The 17,922-nt window shown below is 35.4% G+C and carries 13 protein-coding genes and 1 pseudogene; 12 read left to right on the forward strand and 2 right to left on the reverse strand.

The features are described from left to right. Nucleotides 1-41 precede the first annotated feature (41 nt). From I580_RS00165 to I580_RS00195, 8 genes are all read left to right on the forward strand, one after another. A complete protein-coding gene (locus I580_RS00165; protein ID WP_010773348.1) occupies nucleotides 42-1,514 on the forward strand; it encodes a L,D-transpeptidase family protein in 1,473 nt (490 codons plus the stop codon). Nucleotides 1,515-1,869: 355 nt separating this feature from the next. Further along, nucleotides 1,870-2,043: a hypothetical protein gene (locus I580_RS16860; protein WP_010773347.1), complete on the forward strand. Its 174-nt coding sequence runs from the start codon at nucleotides 1,870-1,872 to the stop codon at nucleotides 2,041-2,043. Nucleotides 2,044-2,133: 90 nt separating this feature from the next. Further along, the gene (locus I580_RS00170) at nucleotides 2,134-2,313 is read left to right on the forward strand and encodes a 2-hydroxymuconate tautomerase (protein ID WP_010773346.1); all 180 of its coding nucleotides are present in this window, start codon (nucleotides 2,134-2,136) and stop codon (nucleotides 2,311-2,313) included. A 381-nt stretch (nucleotides 2,314-2,694) separates the two neighbouring features. Further along, the gene (gene thrS / locus I580_RS00175; RefSeq protein WP_010773345.1) at nucleotides 2,695-4,635 is read left to right on the forward strand and encodes a threonine--tRNA ligase; all 1,941 of its coding nucleotides are present in this window, start codon (nucleotides 2,695-2,697) and stop codon (nucleotides 4,633-4,635) included. Between the two features lie 183 nt (nucleotides 4,636-4,818). After that, a complete protein-coding gene (locus I580_RS00180) occupies nucleotides 4,819-6,936 on the forward strand; it encodes a peptidoglycan D,D-transpeptidase FtsI family protein (RefSeq protein ID WP_010773344.1) in 2,118 nt (705 codons plus the stop codon). Nucleotides 6,937-7,063: 127 nt separating this feature from the next. Then, nucleotides 7,064-7,213: a 50S ribosomal protein L33 gene (gene rpmG / locus I580_RS00185; RefSeq protein WP_002296119.1), complete on the forward strand. Its 150-nt coding sequence runs from the start codon at nucleotides 7,064-7,066 to the stop codon at nucleotides 7,211-7,213. Nucleotides 7,214-7,657: 444 nt separating this feature from the next. Continuing rightward, nucleotides 7,658-8,578, forward strand: a complete 921-nt coding sequence (locus I580_RS17030) for a hypothetical protein (protein WP_010773343.1) — start codon at nucleotides 7,658-7,660, stop codon at nucleotides 8,576-8,578. 83 nt (nucleotides 8,579-8,661) lie between these two features. Next, a complete protein-coding gene (locus I580_RS00195) occupies nucleotides 8,662-9,423 on the forward strand; it encodes an alpha/beta fold hydrolase (protein WP_010773342.1) in 762 nt (253 codons plus the stop codon). Nucleotides 9,424-9,789: 366 nt separating this feature from the next. On the opposite strand, the pseudogene I580_RS00200 reads toward I580_RS00195, so the two are convergent. Beyond that, a pseudogene (locus tag I580_RS00200) lies at nucleotides 9,790-10,212 on the reverse strand (transposase); the annotation flags it as partial. A gap of 925 nt (nucleotides 10,213-11,137) precedes the next feature. Between I580_RS00200 and I580_RS00205 the strand changes: the two are divergent. The 4 genes from I580_RS00205 (at nucleotide 11,138) to I580_RS00220 (ending at nucleotide 16,179) form a co-directional block, all read left to right on the forward strand. Beyond that, on the forward strand, nucleotides 11,138-13,636 hold the full coding sequence (locus tag I580_RS00205; RefSeq protein WP_010773340.1) for an adhesive domain-containing protein: 2,499 nt from the start codon (nucleotides 11,138-11,140) through the stop codon (nucleotides 13,634-13,636). Nucleotides 13,637-13,672: 36 nt separating this feature from the next. Continuing rightward, nucleotides 13,673-14,275: a WxL domain-containing protein gene (locus I580_RS00210; protein WP_010773339.1), complete on the forward strand. Its 603-nt coding sequence runs from the start codon at nucleotides 13,673-13,675 to the stop codon at nucleotides 14,273-14,275. Nucleotides 14,276-14,573: 298 nt separating this feature from the next. Further along, nucleotides 14,574-15,617: a WxLIP family cell surface protein gene (locus I580_RS00215; protein ID WP_010773338.1), complete on the forward strand. Its 1,044-nt coding sequence runs from the start codon at nucleotides 14,574-14,576 to the stop codon at nucleotides 15,615-15,617. Nucleotides 15,618-15,783: 166 nt separating this feature from the next. Beyond that, a complete protein-coding gene (locus I580_RS00220; protein ID WP_010773337.1) occupies nucleotides 15,784-16,179 on the forward strand; it encodes a DUF4809 family protein in 396 nt (131 codons plus the stop codon). A 211-nt stretch (nucleotides 16,180-16,390) separates the two neighbouring features. Here the strand turns inward: I580_RS00220 and I580_RS16375 are convergent, their stop codons facing one another. Next, entirely contained in the window at nucleotides 16,391-17,869 is a 1,479-nt protein-coding gene (locus I580_RS16375; RefSeq protein WP_010773336.1) for a CHAP domain-containing protein, read from the reverse strand. Nucleotides 17,870-17,922 lie beyond the last annotated feature (53 nt).

The following is a 17,922-nucleotide window of genomic DNA, read 5'->3' on the forward strand; positions in this document are numbered from 1 at the left end:
TCAAAATAAGTATATAAATCATAAAAAAGGAAGATAGCTCAATGGAAAATGAAGAATCAGTTAGTCGCTCGGCAAAAAATGCAAGAGCACCCCATAATAAAAATCAACCAAATAATAAAAAGAAAAAATGGTTAGTTCCATTAGTTGGTTTGTTGATTTGTTTAGCATTAGTATTCACTGGCGGACTTGTCTATTTTCAATCGCACTTTTTCATTACAGCAAAGGCCAATGGTGTTGATATTAGTTTGTTGAACGCTAAAGCAGCCAAAGATAAGCTAGAACAGCTGAATAAAGCTGAAGATGTTGTGATTAAGATGAATGGTAAAGAAGAAAAAATAGCTTTACCTGTAAAATATGAAATCACAGAAGAGTATTTGAAACAAAATATTGGTGACCGTTCAATTAAATTACCAATTAATGAAGACTACAAGAACGAATTAAAAAACAAGTTAAATGAGCTTTCATTTGAAGCAGGAACACCAAGTCAAGATGCTCGGGTGGAAAAAGTTGACGGTAGTTATCAAATCGTACCGGAACAAATCGGAACAGCGGTTGATAAAGAAGCGTTGATGAACCAAGTGTTGAAAGATGTTGACGAAAACAAAGGTAACTATGTTTATGATGTGAAAGATTTTTATCAAAAACCGACTGTAACAAAAGACGATAAAAAATTACAAGAACAGTTGACATTACTATCGAAAAAAGAAAATAAATCGATTACGCTTGATATCAATGGTGAAAAGTTAACACTTACCAAAGAAGAGTTACAATCATTTATGGATACAGCAGGTAACGTTGATCCAAATAAAGTGTATGCTTGGGTAGAACAAACCAACCAAAAATATGGGTCGATTTTTAAACCAATTATTTTTAAAAATGTTCATGGTGTGACAACGAAATACAAAAACAATGGTAGCTATGGTTGGGATATCAACATGCCACAAACGAGAGATCTACTTGTTCAAGCAATCAACAGTGACAAAGATACTGAAGTAATCACTGTACCGATTGATGGTGATGTGACACAATCTTCAACAGTTGATAAGGATTATGTAGAAATTGATCTGAATGATCAAAAAATGTACTTCTTTAAAGATGGTGTTAAAGTTGTTGAAACAGATGTTATCACTGGTCGTTATAATAAAGGGACTGCAACTGTGCCAGGATTCCACACTATTTTGTACAAAGATACAGATACAAAATTAGAAGGTGAAATGCTTGATGGTTCAAAATATAGCGTACCTGTAAAATATTGGATGCCATTAAAAAGCTTTGGTGGTGTGGTTACTCAAATAGGAATCCATGATGCAGATTATAAAGCAGAATATTTTGGGAATAAACAAGCTTATAAAACTAATTTTGGAAGTAACGGTTGTATTAATACACCGGGTGCTGCAGTTGCTCAAATTTTCAACGGTGCCTATGCTGGAATGCCGGTAATTATTTATGGACACATTTATGATGATGCGCCAGGAGAGTTTGACAAACCGGTTGATTATGGTGAGCCAGCATAAAATAATAAGTAAAAGAAGTCCAGTAGGGCTTCTTTTTTTATTTAAAAAATCTTAATACATACGGAAAAACAAGCAAATAGAAATAGTCATATTATGTTTTAGGGAATAAATAAACGTCTTGAAGTAGATTTAAACTATTAAGCAAATGATATGTATGATAAAATTTTATTATAATTCATTTTTATGAGTAAGTAATAGCTATTTGTAAAATGAATTTGAATTATCATGTTTAGAGAAAGATATTCTTGGTAATAATTAGATAGGATAGTTTTTTATGGTGGTCTTAAATCAGAGCATAATAAAAGAGTAGATTAATGTTTTCAAATGAATATAGTTTGTATGAGGGGAATAACATGTGGAGATCTCTCAAATCGTGATTTCTTATGCAGGAACAAATCCGAGAGACTTAAAGGATATAGAAATAGACTTACGAACAGTTGGTGGTTTCTTTGATAAAATAGTTAGTCCGGGATTTTCATGTTCTCCGATTCAACAGCGATTAGAAGGGAAATTAGGTTCTGCTAAATAGAAAGAAGAAATAAGAGAGTTGAAAGAATGAGCAAAAGAATATCTAAAAAGTAATACTTTTTTTAAAACTATCAGAACAGGAGCGAAAAACATGCCATTTATTCACGTAGAATTAGTCGAAGGACGCAGTGAGGAACAACTAACGAACATGGTCAAGGAAATAACCGAAGTCGTTTCTAAAAATACGGGAGCACCTCAGGAGAATATCCACGTTATTGTAAATGAAATGAAAAAAGGCCGCTATGCGCAAGGGGGAGAATGGAAAAAATAATCATTTTTAAGAAATACTTGCTTTTTATTTCAAGAAGTGTTTAAATTAACACATAAATGATTGATGAGAAAGACAACTGAACTTGCAAGCAGTCTTTTAGAGAGGAAAATCTTGGCTGAAAATTTTCCAGACCCGCACAAGGAATGACCACTTTTTCCAACCTTTGTCGAAACAAAGGCGGTCGCACCGTTAATACGCTTGAGGAACATGGCTGTTTGCTATGTTTAAAAATAGGTGGAACCACGAACTTTTCGTCCTAGTATCTGATTTAGTATCAGGTACTAGGACTTTTTGCATTTTTTCAAAATTTTGCAAAGTACGGTTCAAATAAAGTGAATACACGATCTTTTCAATCATAATTTACTAAAGGAGGAAACAAAAATGTCAATTAAAATCACATTTCCAGATGGCGCAGTCAAAGAATTTGAGGCTGGTTCATCAACGTTAGACATCGCTAAAAGTATCAGTAACAGTTTAGCTAAAAAAGCATTAGCAGGGAAATTCAATGGTATATTAATAGATTTGACTCGCCCGATCGAAGAAGACGGAAGTATTGAAATCGTAACACCAGATCATGAGGATGCGCTCGGTATTTTACGCCATTCATCTGCTCACTTAATGGCTAATGCTTTACGTCGTTTATTCCCAAAGATCAAATTCGGTGTAGGTCCAGCCATTGATTCTGGTTTTTACTATGATACTGATAATGGTGAAAATCCAATAACAGCAGAAGATTTACCAGCGATTGAAGCTGAAATGATGAAAATCGTGAAAGAAAACAACCCAATCGTCCGTAAAGTTGTTTCTAAGGGTGAAGCGCTAGAATTATTTGCGGATGATCCTTACAAAGTTGAATTGATTTCAGAGCTTCCAGAAGATGAAGTCATCACTGTTTACGACCAAGGAGATTTCGTTGATTTATGTCGTGGTGTCCATGTACCATCAACTGGTCGTATTCAAGTATTCCAATTATTATCAGTAGCTGGTGCGTATTGGAGAGGAAATTCTAACAACCAAATGATGCAACGTATTTACGGAACAGCCTTTTTCGATAAGAAAGACTTAAAAGAATTTATCAAAATGCGTGAAGAAGCCAAAGAACGCGATCACCGTAAATTAGGGAAAGAGCTTGATTTATTCATGCTTAATCCAGATGTTGGTTCTGGTTTGCCATTCTGGTTACCTAAAGGTGCAACAATCCGTCGTACAATCGAGCGTTATATCACAGATAAAGAAATCAGCTTAGGGTATCAACATGTGTATACACCAATCATGGCCAATGTTGAGTTTTATAAGAGATCAGGACACTGGGATCACTATCATGAAGACATGTTCCCACCAATGGATATGGGAGATGGCGAAATGTTAGTCCTTCGCCCAATGAACTGCCCGCATCATATGATGGTGTATAAAAATGATATCCATAGTTATCGTGAATTACCAATTAGAATCGCCGAACTTGGGATGATGCATCGTTATGAAAAATCTGGGGCTTTATCTGGGTTACAACGTGTGCGTGAAATGACATTGAATGATGGGCATACATTTGTTCGTCCAGATCAAATCAAAGAAGAATTCTTGCGTACACTGAAATTAATGGTGGAAGTCTATGCTGATTTTGATGTAACAGATTATCGTTTCCGTTTAAGCTTAAGAGATCCGAATAACAAAGAAAAATATTTCGATGATGATGCAATGTGGGAAAGATCTCAAACAATGATCAAAGAAGCAGCGGATGAAGCAGGAATCGATTATTTTGAAGCCGAAGGTGAAGCTGCTTTTTACGGCCCTAAACTTGATGTTCAAGTGAAAACTGCATTAGGTATGGAGGAAACACTTTCTACAATTCAAATCGATGCACTTTTACCAGAACGTTTTGATTTGACTTATGTAGGGGAAGATGGAGAAAATACACACCGTCCACTAGTTATCCATAGAGGAATCGTTTCTACAATGGAACGTTTCGTAGCATACTTGACAGAAGTATACAAAGGCGCTTTCCCAACTTGGTTAGCACCGATCCAAGCAACTATTATTCCTGTATCTGTTGAAGCTCATTCTGATTATGCGTATGAAGTGAAAAAACGCCTGCAAGAACAAGGGTTACGCATTGAAGTAGACGATCGTAATGAGAAAATGGGTTACAAGATCCGTGCCTCTCAAACACAAAAAATCCCTTACCAAATCGTGGTTGGGGATAAAGAGATGGATGACGCAACGGTTAATATCCGTCGCTATGGTAGTAAAGAAACAGAAGTGATCGATTTAAATATCTTTGTGGATAGCATGGTCGCAGATGTAGCAAATTATAGTAGAAGATAATAACAAAGAGATGAAAAAAGAGTGTTTAGTTCCAAGAAATCATGAGGAGCTAAACACTTTTTTCATCATTGACTCAATAAAAATTAAATATTTTCTTAGTAAGAGGATTCCCTCTATTTTTTTTTGTGTTTTTTCGTTACAATAGAGAAGCGAGACTTTTCTCATATGGAGGATTAAGAATAAATGAAAAAACTGAGCTTTTTAGATAAATTAAAAAATGATAATGAAGAACCCATGACACAAAAAAGTAAAAAATCACATATTCCATTTCGGTTGAACTTATTGTTTTTTGTGATTTTTGGTTTGTTTGTGGCGTTGATCGTTCGCTTAGGGTATTTACAGATCGCTGAAGGACAGCAATATGCACAAAAAGCCGAAGAAAATTCGGCATTAAGAATCAAAACCAGTGCTCCTCGTGGTGAGATTTATGATGCAAAGGGCAATTTATTAGTAGGAAATAAAGCAAATTTAGCAATCACATATACACGTGGCAAAAAAGTTCAAGCAAAAGATATAGTACCAGTCGCAAATAAAGTGAATGATTTGATTCATGTACCCGCAGACGAATTATCAGAACGAGATAAAAAAGATTTCTGGTTAGCAAATCCTGAAAATTTGAAAGCTGCGCAAAAACGGTTAACAGATGCAGATAGAACAGATGAAAAAGGAAACAAGATCACGGACGAGGGGACTTTGTACGTAAAAACAGTCGAAAAAGTAACACCAGAAGAAATCAATTTTGATGAGCATACTATGCAAGCAGCTACGATTTTCAAACGAATGAATGCTGTTCAGGAATTAAATACGGCTTTCATTAAAAATGAAGGTGTTACTCAGAATGAAATTGCGATAATTGGTGAGCATACATCAGAAATTGCTGGGGTTTCAACAGGAATGGACTGGGATCGGGAATATCCTCAAACTACGGATCTTAGAAGTCTATTAGGAAAAGTCTCTTCGCAAAAAGCTGGTTTACCTGCCGAGGAAGTAGATGAATATATCACAAAAGGATATGAACTAAATGATCGTGTAGGCACAAGCTATTTAGAAAAACAATATGAAGAGGTTCTTCAAGGCCAAAAAGGCATTTCAGAAGTAACATTAGATAATAAAGGAAAAGCACTTACACAAACACCTGTTAAAGAAGGTAAAAAAGGGGAAAATTTAAAATTAACGATCGATATGGCTTTTCAAGCGAAGATCGAAGAAGTTGTTAGAGCTCAGTACCAGCAGCTATTAGCAACGGGAAATGCCGCGTATTCAGATGGAGCATACGTTGTTGTCATGAATCCTAAAACAGGTGCTGTGATGGCAATGGTTGCGCTAGATCGTGATTTAGCTACGAATGAATTGACCTCTAATCCATTGGCTACGATCAATAAAGCTTTCGAACCAGGGTCAGTAGTAAAAGGAGCCACAATTTCAGCTGGGTATGAGCAAGGTGTGATTACTGGAAATGATGTACTGATCGATGAACCGCTACAAATATACGGAAGTGAACAGAAATCATCTGTATTTAATAAGATTCCAGGAAATCAAATTCCGCTTAGCGCAGAACAAGCTTTAGAATATTCATCAAATGCTTATATGATGAAATTAGTATTAAAAATGATGAAAACAGACTACCAATACAATATGGTTTTACCTTATCAAACTGGCGATCCTACATTATTTAATGTGTTACGTAAGACATTTGGCGAGTATGGAATGGGTGTTTCGACGGGTATTGACTTGCCAGGAGAATCAACAGGACTTTCTAATAAGGACTTTGATTCAGATTTAGCACCAATGCCAGGTCATTTACTAGATTTATCTTTTGGTCAGTACGATACTTACACAGCAATGCAACTAGCACAATATGCTTCAACTGTGGCAAATGGAGGCACTCGGATTGCACCGCGTATCGTTGATGGTATTTATGAAAATAAAGAGGACGGTTCACTGGGTCAGCTAAAAGAGGAAGTGAAACCTAAAGAGTTGAACAAAGTTGATATCAGCTCAGAGCAAATGGATATCATTCAAAAAGGTTTTTATGATGTGGTACATGGAAATGGTATCTTTACAACAGGAAAATATATGCAAGGTGCAGCTCTTGATATTGCTGCTAAAACAGGTACGGCTGAAACCAATGTAGGAGAGCATGTTACTGTTAATAGTAACGTAGTTGCTTATGCACCGTCTAATGATCCAGAAATTGCTGTGAGTGTGATTTTACCTCACTTAACTAGCGAAAGTACTCGACCTAACCAATCAATGGTGACTGCGATTGTTAATGCATATGCTGAATATAAAGCGCAATAAGATTTGTAAAGTAGTTTTCCTTTACAAATTTCGTTAAAAGGGTAGAAATTCCTGAATAAACATGATATGATATTTGAGGCTAAGAAATATCTTAGAAATACGAAATTAGATATAGGAGGGAAAACACATGCGCGTAAACATTACTTTAGAATGTACTTCTTGTAAAGAACGTAACTACCTAACAAGCAAAAATAAACGTAACAATCCTGATCGTTTGGAAAAACAAAAATATTGCCCACGTGAAAGAAAAGTTACTTTACACCGTGAAACGAAATAAGGTTTTTAATTATAGCGCTAAACCCTTGTCATAAAAGGGTTTAGCGCGTTTTTTATTTTGCCAATCTACTGATGTAACGCTGTGGAATCTTCTAAACGATCAAATTTTCAACGAGTAGTACGACAATCACTAACCCGTCTTAAAATGTTCCCATCTACTATCATTATCTGGCCCATATAAAAACCGCCTTACATATAAGTATGCAAGGCGGAAGTAAATTGTTTTATCTAACAAAATAATTACTATCATAACGATTTTTGTTCCTATTGAAGTAAATTTGAGTGAAAAATCTAAATAACTCTTTTTTTTAACGTTAATTTTTCATATACTGTTATAATAGGGTTTTATTTTTTTTGTTCACAAAATGTTAAGAAAAAATTAAATGCTTCAAAAGTGCATCTAAAATATTTCTATTGTGTTACATTGTTGTTGAAGGAGTTTTTCATGAAAAAAATAATGTTGGTTGTTAGTGGGTTGTTATTGTTTGCACCTGTTATTTGTTATGGAGGGGATACGTTTGATTCTTCAGTTGTATCAAAGTTCGATGCATCAAGTGATTTAACAAAACGTTATGCTCGTAAACAAGTTTTAAATGGGGAAACAACAAAAAGAAAAAAGAAAAATGGAGAAGTTTATTTAGAGTTTCCTTTTGATAATAGTCCTTATATGAGTTTCTCAAACTTTGTATTGAATGGCCCGACTACTGTTTATAGTGGGTTTATTGAAACTATTTTTTATCGAGATAAAATCAAGATCAGAGATATGTATTATGAAAATAATCCAGTTAAAACAGATCAAATAGGGATTTTTTCAACTGATTTATGTTTTACTTCTGAAGAAGGAGTCATTTATCATTATAAAAATGTACCCTATTTGGTTAGCAGTGATAAACCGACCGTCTTCTTTTCAAAAGTGGATTTTAACAAAGACGATGCTATTATATCTGGCGAAATCAAAAAGCCAGCATCACTAAATTCTTATCAAATTGAACTTTTTTATACTGATAATAATGAGTATCACTATCAAGAAACATCTGCTGATGAAAATGGCAATTTTAGTATAGCATTGAATCGTGATGGGATTGAAGGTGATATGTACCTTAGAAGTAGTGACGGTTTGGGAAATTATGCAAATGCTTGTGATATCGACAAACAAGGGAAGACTAATTATTCAATCTCCACCGAGGATCTAAAAGAAATTAAAGCAAGTCAGCAAAAGATTGTAAACAAAGAAACGAGTATCATAAACATGATTAAAATCATTGTTTGGAGATTTTTGGTTATAATCATACTTATTCTAGTATTACTGCGCTTACGCGTCATTTTAAAAAGAAGAAAGAGACGAAAAATGATGAAGTATAAATAGTTCTAACAATAATCCCTACTATTCAGCGATTAGGGTGTATACTTAGGGGAAAATAAGAAATGGGTATTTAGGGAGAGAATGAAATGAAAATCAGTATTCGCCATCGATATATCAAAAAAATACCAGTATTAGAAGTTGTTTCAGAGGAATATAAAAACGCTACGTTACCTTTAGTCATTTATTATCATGGTTGGCAATCATCAAAGGAATTATCATTGACTCAAGCGAGAAAATTAGCGAGAAAAGGAATGCGTGTGATTTTACCAGATGCAATGAATCATGGTGAACGCAAAACAGGGCCTATTTCACCAATTCCTTCAGTGACATTTTGGTCAAGTATTCAATATAATATTATTGAGTTTGCTCAGTTAGTACGTCATTTTGATAAGCAAGGGTTGATTGAATCTGGAAAAATTGGTGTTGGGGGTGTTTCGATGGGGGGCATTACCACATGTGCGTTACTGACTCAACATTCGGAAGTCAAAGTAGCAGCATGTATGATGGGAACACCTAAACCGTCGCGTTATATTGAGCGAGTGATGGATCGTTCTGTGGAAATGGATTATTTTGTGCCTCAAGACTTGCCTTTGTTGCTTAGCTGGGTGATGCATTACGACCTTTCGAACAATGCTGAAAAATTAGCGCAACGTCCTGTTTTATTTTGGCATGGAACTGAGGATCCTAAAATTCCATACGAAGATGTGGCAGAATTTTATCAAATGATTGAAGGAGAACCATATGCTAAGAATAGTCAGTTTATCACAGGCTCTGGCGAGGGACATTTAGTCAAGGGTGAAATGATGGATGTTGTGGCTAACTTTTTTGCAAAAGAACTAGATCTTTAATTTAAAAATATGATAAGAGAAAGAGGGTAGAATAAAAGCGCCTAGCCTCGAGAAGCAAGTAAGTGCTGTTCTAAGTCAGTTTGTACTTCACAGCAATTTTGGCTTATTTCCGAAGGGATTGCTTCTGCTTCCATCGTTTATCCGGATTCCACTCACTTTCCTACAATTAGTCAAGCAGAAAATAAAGAAATAATGAAAGATAGTTTAATAGTTGTAAACGAAGGAAGTATTTTAGAATGAATTCCGCAATAAATAACCCTGATGGATTATTTGTTTTTTCAATCAGGGTGTTATAATCAAATTATAAGACATTGCCTCATTGGTCCTTAGAGACCGTGTGCGCCTTTGTCTTATTCTCAACTGTTTACAGGCTACGGTCGCAACCTTACCCTTCTTAGGTATAGGTTGCGTTTTTAATTTGTAATAGTAATCTACAATATGATTTGAAGCGGCAGCTTGTTGGCAGATCATATTTTTTACAGTGAAATAAAGAATTTTCCGAGCTTTAGGATTGCCAAGTTTATTGATGTGATCTTTGGCAAGGTACTTTCCTGATTGATACCTACGAGTATCTATCCCAACAAAAGCATTGACTTTCTTGTGGTTCTCAAATCGTCGAATGTCCCCGATTTCACCAATAAGTAAGGCCGCAGAAACTTCACCAATTCCTGGAACACTTTGGTAAAGATCAAACTCAGATAATGGTTTGGTTTGTTCAATAAGCTGCTTAGACAAGGCCTCCTTTGATTGAATAAGCTCTTTTAATTTTTAGGCATAATATTGAACCTTATAACTTTTCCACATAGAAACATCCAATACAAGTACATAAACCATAGTTTCGTCTTCTTTTTCTTTTTTTGAAAGGTTCTTCACTGTTTCATTTCATTCCTAATTTCCTAAACACGAGCTCGAAGCTCCAACATACTTAAACCAGATTTTAAAATGACAGTGAAGTATACCGTTTTTTTTGTAGGGACTCGAAGTCCATGTGAGTATGGTCGATCTTCCTTTCACATCTTACTATATACCTAAAAATAGGAAAATAGAGGAACTCATCCGTCGATAAGTTTACCCTCTAATCTTAGTATGTTTTTTCTGTTAGCCAATGATTTTAGTTGGTTGTGTTTTTACTAATGTTATATTTATGTAATCGTTATTTTAAAAGTTTCAGTCAATTTTTATAACAGTTAAATCAAAAGGTTTTACTTCCGAAATCCAAGTAAATATTGTGGAATATCAACTTGTGTTCTTATTGTGTTTTACAGTAATAAGAACACAAGTTTCGGGAATTATAGTGATTTTTGGGAACTGATGATGAGGAGGACATACGGACTCTTTTTCACATTTGAGGCAGCAAAAGATAATGCTCTATTTCGCTCTGGATTATTTGGATGCAGAAAGAGTAACAGAGAGCTTCTTGTTTACGCAAAAAAGATGACCATTTCAAATAAATCGTATATAGAAAAATGAGTCGTGTTATTTTAACTCTTTACAACTATTATTTTACAATAATTACAATTCAATTATTTGAAATAAAATTATTTAGATAGTATTCTTTACAAAGAAATCCTGTATTTATTCGCTATCTATTTAGGTCGACCTAGAATGAAATAGATAAATAAAATGAAGGATTGAATAAGTGATTCAATTTTTTATTACCTAGTCATGGGGAGCAGAACATGTCTGCTAGACATCTAAAATGAAGGAGGCAATCATGAAGAAGTTAACGTGTTCTAAAATTTCGTTAGTGGGGGTATTGGTTTTACTATTGGCAGCAATTACTCCTAGCTCACTTGTTTTTTGGGAGGATCATAATCAATATGAAGTAAATGCGGAAAGTTCGGCAAGTGCTGCTGATTTAGCAGATATTAGTATTTTAAAGGGAACGCAACTTTCTTCAAAAAATGGCACAATCATGAGTGACGGTGTCAAGTTGGAAAAAAATGCTGATGCTACATATGATTTGGATCTTTCATTTAAAGGTACTGCGATAGCAGATGTTGGTTTGGTATCTCCTAAAGTAATTGTTTTTGCGATTCCAGAAGAATTACGTGGCAAAATGGATGGCCCGATTTTGATTAATGCAAATGCGAAACTATTGCCAATTGTGCCAGGAGATGTGCCTGTTGTGAAAGATTTAGTTTTAAAAGTAGGTGGTTTAGTGACCAGATTACTTGGATTGGCGAAACCTTTAGGCTTACAGCTTGATTCATTAGAAAAAGCGTTTGAGGGACTTAATTCACTTCAAGAGTTAGGGAGCTATCAAGCGACAGTTGAAGGGAAATTATCGCCAGATGGTAAATATGTCATGGTAGATTTCACCGATGGTTTAGGTCAATATGTACGTACAACATATGCTAAATTATTTAATCCTTTGAAAGAAGCCGTTGCAGGGTTAAAATTTACTGGGATTTTAGCGATTTTGAATCCTGTTCTTGATTTACTAAAGCCTGCAGTTAATGGTTTACTGGATCTTGTAGGGGAAATTGCTAATGGTACATCAGATGTATTGACCAATGCGCTGCAAGCTAATGTTCTTGGTGATGTTGATTTTGAGTTTTCTACGAAAGTTTCGGATGTAACGGCAGAAAAAGCTAAAGTGACGGCAATGGCAGTTAATAAACCAGTGATCGATTTGGAAATATTAAATACAATCCATGCAAATGGAGATTCAATTAATCTTTATTTTGATAAAGCTGAAGAGAATCCGTTAGCGGATTATTCTGTTGCAAGCCCGATTGTTGAAGATGTTATCGAAGGTATGACTAGTCTTAAAGGCAGTGTATCTCTTTCACAGCCAGTTCCAACTGGCACGATATTTGAAGCGAAAGTTGAACTACCAGATGGAAATAGGTTATCTGTCGTAGTCAATAAAGAAGGAACATTTGAGGTTCCTTTTGGTGATTATCATCCTCAAGCTAAAGATCAACTAAAAGTACTAGTTGAAGCCCATGTTGGGGAGTATTCCAAAGTCAGTGACCCTATAATAAAACAAGTTATAGCAGACTCATTCCTCAATTATCCTATCGCAAATCCGGTTGTTGAAGATATTATTGAAGGTGCGACGAGTCTTAACGGAAATGTAGTGCTTGTTCAGCCAATACCAACTGGGGTAACATTTAAAGCAAAAGTTGAATTACCAGATGGAACAAGTCTAACGGGCGTCATCAATGAAGATGGGACGTTTACCATACCCTTTGGTGATCATCAAGTGAAAAGTAATGATTCGGTAAAAGTAATGATTGAAGCAACTGATGGCAAACGAATAAAAGTGAGTGATCCAGAAATCAAACAGGTCATTCCAGATCCGTTTTTACACTATATTGTTGCAAAACCTGTAATTGGAGACATTTTGGAAGGGATGCCTAATCTCAATGGTAATGTAGCAATTACTCAGCCGATTCCAAATGGTGTGACATTCCTAGCAAAAGTTGAATTGCCAGATGGAACAAGTTTAACAGGACCCGTCAATGAAGATGGAACGTTCACCATTTTATTTGGCACCTATCAGCCTCAAGGCAATGATCAATTAAAGATAATGATCGAAGCAAATGATGGTAAAAGAACAAAAACAAGTGAGCCAGAAATCAAACAAGTTATTGTAGATCCTTTGAAGAACTACCAAGTGCCAAAACCACAGTTCAAAGCTGTGAATGAAGGTAGTAAGTTGATTACAGGATCTATCGATATAAAAGATGTTCCAGTAGGGAGTAAATTATTTGCCCAAGTTCAATTTCCTGATGGTTCACTGAGAAAAGTAGCGATTGAAAAGGATGGAACCTTTTTGATATCGATAGAGAACAAAAACTTAAAAGAAGGCAATCCCTTAAGGCTTGTAACGATTGCAGAGCATCCTCAATCGTACAAAGGCAAAAATAGTGAAAGTGTTGTTTTTGCAGTTGGCAAGATTCCTTCTTTAGAAGGGTACATTGTTTCGACGCCAGTTGTAGCACCTATTTTTGTTGGCGATACGACAATCAAAGGATCTGTTACCATCACTAATCCGCCGGAAGGAACCAAGTTTAGTATAAGAGTAAGATTCCCAGGAAATATTTATGAAGAAACACCAGTCAATGCAGATGGAACGTTTTCATTGGATATTTCTAGTCGTCAGTTAGTTGCTGGAACTTCGATTACCTTTAATACAACGGCAATACTTGGTGCTGAGACTGTATCAAGCGGTAGAATCATTGTTTCTGTCGGTGCCAAATAAAATACACGGTTTATCAATCAAGAAAGGGTGTATAAAATGAAAAAATCAATATTTGCTACAACGAGTTCTACAGTACTATTATTGTCAGTTGTTTTAGGAACATTATTTATAGAACAAACTGTATCAGCAGCTGATATTAATAAAGCAACTGATCTTGACGTTACGTTTACGCCGGGGGCTTTAACATTAGAGGCTGTTTCTACCATTAGTTATGCATCGCAAACAATCTCGGTGAATGATGCTTCATACATTCCAACTAATCCTAACGCAATCAATGTAGTCGTTTCAGATGCCCGCGGAACAAATGCTGGATGGAAGCTTAGTGGGAAATTAAATGGATTTAAGGATAATGCAGATGCCGCTTCTTTACCAAATGCAAGTCTGAATTTTAAAAATACGCAAGCTGGAACAAATAGTGATGCAGAAGCACCAACGCCAGTTAACTCCGTCGCACTATCCAGCAGCGCTCAAACTGCTTCGCCATTTGCAACTGCTGCAGTAGGTGCTGGTGCAGGAACTTGGACCTTTACTTGGCCTGATGCTGAAAGTAAAGGCGTGACCTTGAATGTACCTGCTGCAATGGCAACACTTGGCAAACATACGTCTACGATCGATTGGACATTGGCTGATGCGCCATAGAATTAAAGTCTGAATGTAAGGGTGTGGGACAAAAGTAACAATCACTTTTGTTTCACACCCTAAATGCGAATAAACGGTAGGATCAGAAGCACTCCCTTCGGAAATAAGCTGAAATTGCTGTAAAACACAAAGAGGAATGAGTTGATGCTTTCTCGCTAAAGGCTCGTCGCAGATAAACATTGTTGCACAGTACCTACTTGGTTCTCGGGATTAAACGCTTCTGTCCATCCTCTTATATTCGAAATAAATGTTTTTATCTCGGCCTCTTTGTTCTGATAATAATAAAGGAGTGATTTGGATGAGAGGGTGTTCTAGGTCGAACGTAGTTGAAATACTAGTTTTAATTGGACTTATTTTTTGTTGTTTATTGAATATAAAGACGGTTTCGGCACAGGAAAAAAGTAAGGAAACGAATAGTTTTTATATACAAGCAGTTATTCCTGAGAATCAAGTTGACATCAATCGATCGTATTTTGATTTGAAAATGTCACCAGAAGAGAAACAAGAGCTACAAGTTAAGCTAGTCAATCCAGAGGCTGAACCAATATCAATAGCGATTAACGCAATAAATGCTACTACAACAGAAGAAGGAATGATCGACTATACGTTAAAAGGAATCAAAGATAAAAGCTTGAAATATCCTTTTGAATCTCTGATCAAGGTTTTAGAAACGAATATCACCTTGCAACCATACGAAACAAAAATTGCCCGTTTTCACGTGAAGATGCCAAAAGAACAGTATGACGGTGTGATTGTTGGAGGAATACGCTTTACAAAAAATTTACCCGAAAGTGAAATAAAAACCAAAGAAGTAACGATTGGTCAGCGTTTTCATTATGTTATTGGTGTTGTTTTGAATGAGACCAATACAATAATTTTACCAGATTATGAAATGGATGGGGTAAAAGTAGCAGAGTCCAAAAATGGTAAGAAAATCTCAGTTATTCATTTGCTTCGGAACAAAAATGCCGCTATTTCAAAAAAAATGACTCTTAAAGTTGCGATTCGAAAAAAAGGGAATCAAACTCCTTTAATTAAACTGGACAAAACAGCATTGGAAATGGCACCTAATTCTGTGATGGATTTTCCAGTGCCAATCAAAAGACAGCTTCAGCCTGGAAAATATATCAGTAAGACTCAAATTGAGCAAGATGGCAAAAAATGGAGTTTTGAAAATGAATTTGAGATAACACGAGAACAAGCCAAATTAATCAATGAAGAAAATAAACCGATGGAGACCAAAAATGATGTTCCTTTATGGTTGTTAGTTGTAATTTTTTTATTAGTTTTACTTGTGTTAGTACAAGCCTATATTTTATGGAAAAAACAGCAAAGTAAATAAATAGTTGCGGGTTCATTGATTATTATTAATTTGATTCTGAGGTTAAGATGGTTTAACCGAGATTGTACTTTGGACATAGTTTCTTATTTCCATTTTTATTAAGTTATTTCCTTTGTATATTTGTTATAATATAAAGGGAATAAATGAGGTGAAGAAAGGATTTTCAATGATGAAAAAAGCGCTAATTACTAAAACTGTTAACTTACTAGATGGAGGTTGTAATGTTTGTGGCATTATTGAGGATGAAAATTATGTGTTGACGATTGGGGAGCAAACAATTCCTTTAGAAGAACTGACTGTTAATGCTTTAATAACAGGGATTGTTTTGAAGAATGGTTATAAGCGAAAATATGTGTCTGATGTTATTGACGATTATACTTTGTATATAAAAGAAGAATATCAAGTTATCCTTAAAGAAGAGTATAACTTTTTGACTTATTCTAATGATACAGAAAAAATAGAAACGCAAGATCAAATTGTGGATGAAAAAAAGTTAGCTGAAAAGGTAAATGAACTATTAGTCACTCTTTTTAAGGTAGAAGAATTAGTATTTTGTTTTTAGAAGACTAAAAGAAGCTTTGGACAAACATTCATGAGGCTATCATTTTCATCGAACAGAATGAAAATGATCGACCGATAGGCTTTTTCCTATCATCCTTGGAGATGATAGGGGAGCTTATCGGTCGATTACTCATTAACGTTCTTTTCTAAGTTAACTTGAAGGGCAAACCAGATCAGTTTATTTTTTTGAGCTGATCATTAGGGTAAGTAATTTACTTTTGTAAATATACCTGTGCATTAGTATAAGCATTTGTATCCCCTGGAAACCATTTTTTCAACTTAGCTGCAAGTTCAACTGCACGTTCATTATTCTCGATATTTATAATCTGTAAATAAAATTTCCCATCGCTTTGTTTGCCATAAGATACTCTAGTGGAAAGGAAATATTGACAGAATTTTTCGCGTAGATTTCCTCGTAAACGATTACTAATCGCTTGCCAATCTTTTGGCAAATTATCGATTTCGATCCAATTGTACTTTTTATCTGCTTGAGCAACAACTTTCATATCGCGTTCATTGTAATTGGAAATTTGGCCTTTTGTCAGTCTTAAACATTCTGATTTCATATAGTCAGTCCATTCAGGTTTTACACCAACGACTTTAACCATTAAGTGAGTTGGATATTCAATTAAAAAGACATTTCCATTTGTTAACATAGGCCATGTATTTTGACGAACAAATCCTGCCATGCTTTTTGCTCCTGTTTCAAGAGGAATATCATTAATGACTGTTTTATATAGCTTTCCATTCTTTACTTCAGGATTTTGATTATGCCCTTGATTCATGAAAGGCTCTTTTGTAATAAACCAGATGGTTCGATCCATTAAATCTTGTTCTAAGACCCAGAGATTTCCTAAAGTAGGGCTGCTGATCATATATTGATAAGGACTGTGTGATTCAGCGGTGCTATCAATTTGTCCAATTGTGTATTCTTGACCAAGGTATTTTTTTTCCAATATGCGCTTACTCCAGTGAATGCTAGCGTTAGTGGCACTGGTACTTAAACGAACTTTAGTACCTACTTTAAATTTCGCAGCAGGAGCAAGAGAGAGATCTTGTTCGTAGATCCATTTACGATAGGTTGTTTCATTAGAGCGGATCAATACCTCATATTCTGAATTACTCCATTTAGAGCTGAGTGCATGAATTTCTTCTACTTTGTAATATTGATTGACTCTGTTTGCCGGAATCGCTTCATTAGACGACCAAGGTGATGTGATTTTTGCGCCAGCAGATAGTAAGACAATATTTCCCACTTTTACTTTACAGGCTCTAGTTGGAAATGCTGTAAATGGGGGGCGCACAACCCCTGCAAAATTATTATAGTTAAATGTACGTTGAGTAGAGGCTTCATTTTTTTCACCTCCATTTTGATCAACACCAACAAATCCTGAACTGGTCACGGAGCCTAAAACAATTCCTGTATGACCTGCTGTACCATAGTTATAAACAAAAATATCTCCTGGTAACGGATAAAAGCCTGCTGTATTCGGAATTACTCGAAATCCTCCAACGTTGCCTGTTTGCATTAAATCTTTTGCTACTGCTCCACTAAATGCAATTCCAAATAACTCATGTGCATATTGATTGATTAAATCAAAACATTGAATGCCGCTTGCACCATCATAATCATATGCCTTTCCGATTGAATTTTTTGCCCATTGTACGCCTTGTGTTTGTGTAACTCCCATATTCTATTCCTTCTTTCTTTTTATTAGTTTATAACACGTCTGTTATATAGGAA

Source organism: Enterococcus caccae ATCC BAA-1240, from assembly GCF_000407145.1.
Classification (GTDB): Bacteria; Bacillota; Bacilli; order Lactobacillales; family Enterococcaceae; genus Enterococcus_L; species Enterococcus_L caccae.

Bases quoted from the DNA above. Each gene is read 5' to 3' on its own strand.
- thrS (WP_010773345.1), top strand. From the start codon at position 2,695: ATGTCAATTAAAATCACATTTCCAGATGGCGCAGTCAAAGAATTTGAG.
- I580_RS16375 (WP_010773336.1), bottom strand. From the start codon at position 17,869: ATGGGAGTTACACAAACACAAGGCGTACAATGGGCAAAAAATTCAATC.
- I580_RS00215 (WP_010773338.1), top strand. From the start codon at position 14,574: ATGAGAGGGTGTTCTAGGTCGAACGTAGTTGAAATACTAGTTTTAATT.
- I580_RS00165 (WP_010773348.1), top strand. From the start codon at position 42: ATGGAAAATGAAGAATCAGTTAGTCGCTCGGCAAAAAATGCAAGAGCA.
- I580_RS00195 (WP_010773342.1), top strand. From the start codon at position 8,662: ATGAAAATCAGTATTCGCCATCGATATATCAAAAAAATACCAGTATTA.
- I580_RS00210 (WP_010773339.1), top strand. From the start codon at position 13,673: ATGAAAAAATCAATATTTGCTACAACGAGTTCTACAGTACTATTATTG.
- I580_RS00220 (WP_010773337.1), top strand. From the start codon at position 15,784: ATGATGAAAAAAGCGCTAATTACTAAAACTGTTAACTTACTAGATGGA.
- I580_RS00170 (WP_010773346.1), top strand. From the start codon at position 2,134: ATGCCATTTATTCACGTAGAATTAGTCGAAGGACGCAGTGAGGAACAA.
- rpmG (WP_002296119.1), top strand. From the start codon at position 7,064: ATGCGCGTAAACATTACTTTAGAATGTACTTCTTGTAAAGAACGTAAC.
- I580_RS00205 (WP_010773340.1), top strand. From the start codon at position 11,138: ATGAAGAAGTTAACGTGTTCTAAAATTTCGTTAGTGGGGGTATTGGTT.
- I580_RS00180 (WP_010773344.1), top strand. From the start codon at position 4,819: ATGAAAAAACTGAGCTTTTTAGATAAATTAAAAAATGATAATGAAGAA.
- I580_RS17030 (WP_010773343.1), top strand. From the start codon at position 7,658: ATGAAAAAAATAATGTTGGTTGTTAGTGGGTTGTTATTGTTTGCACCT.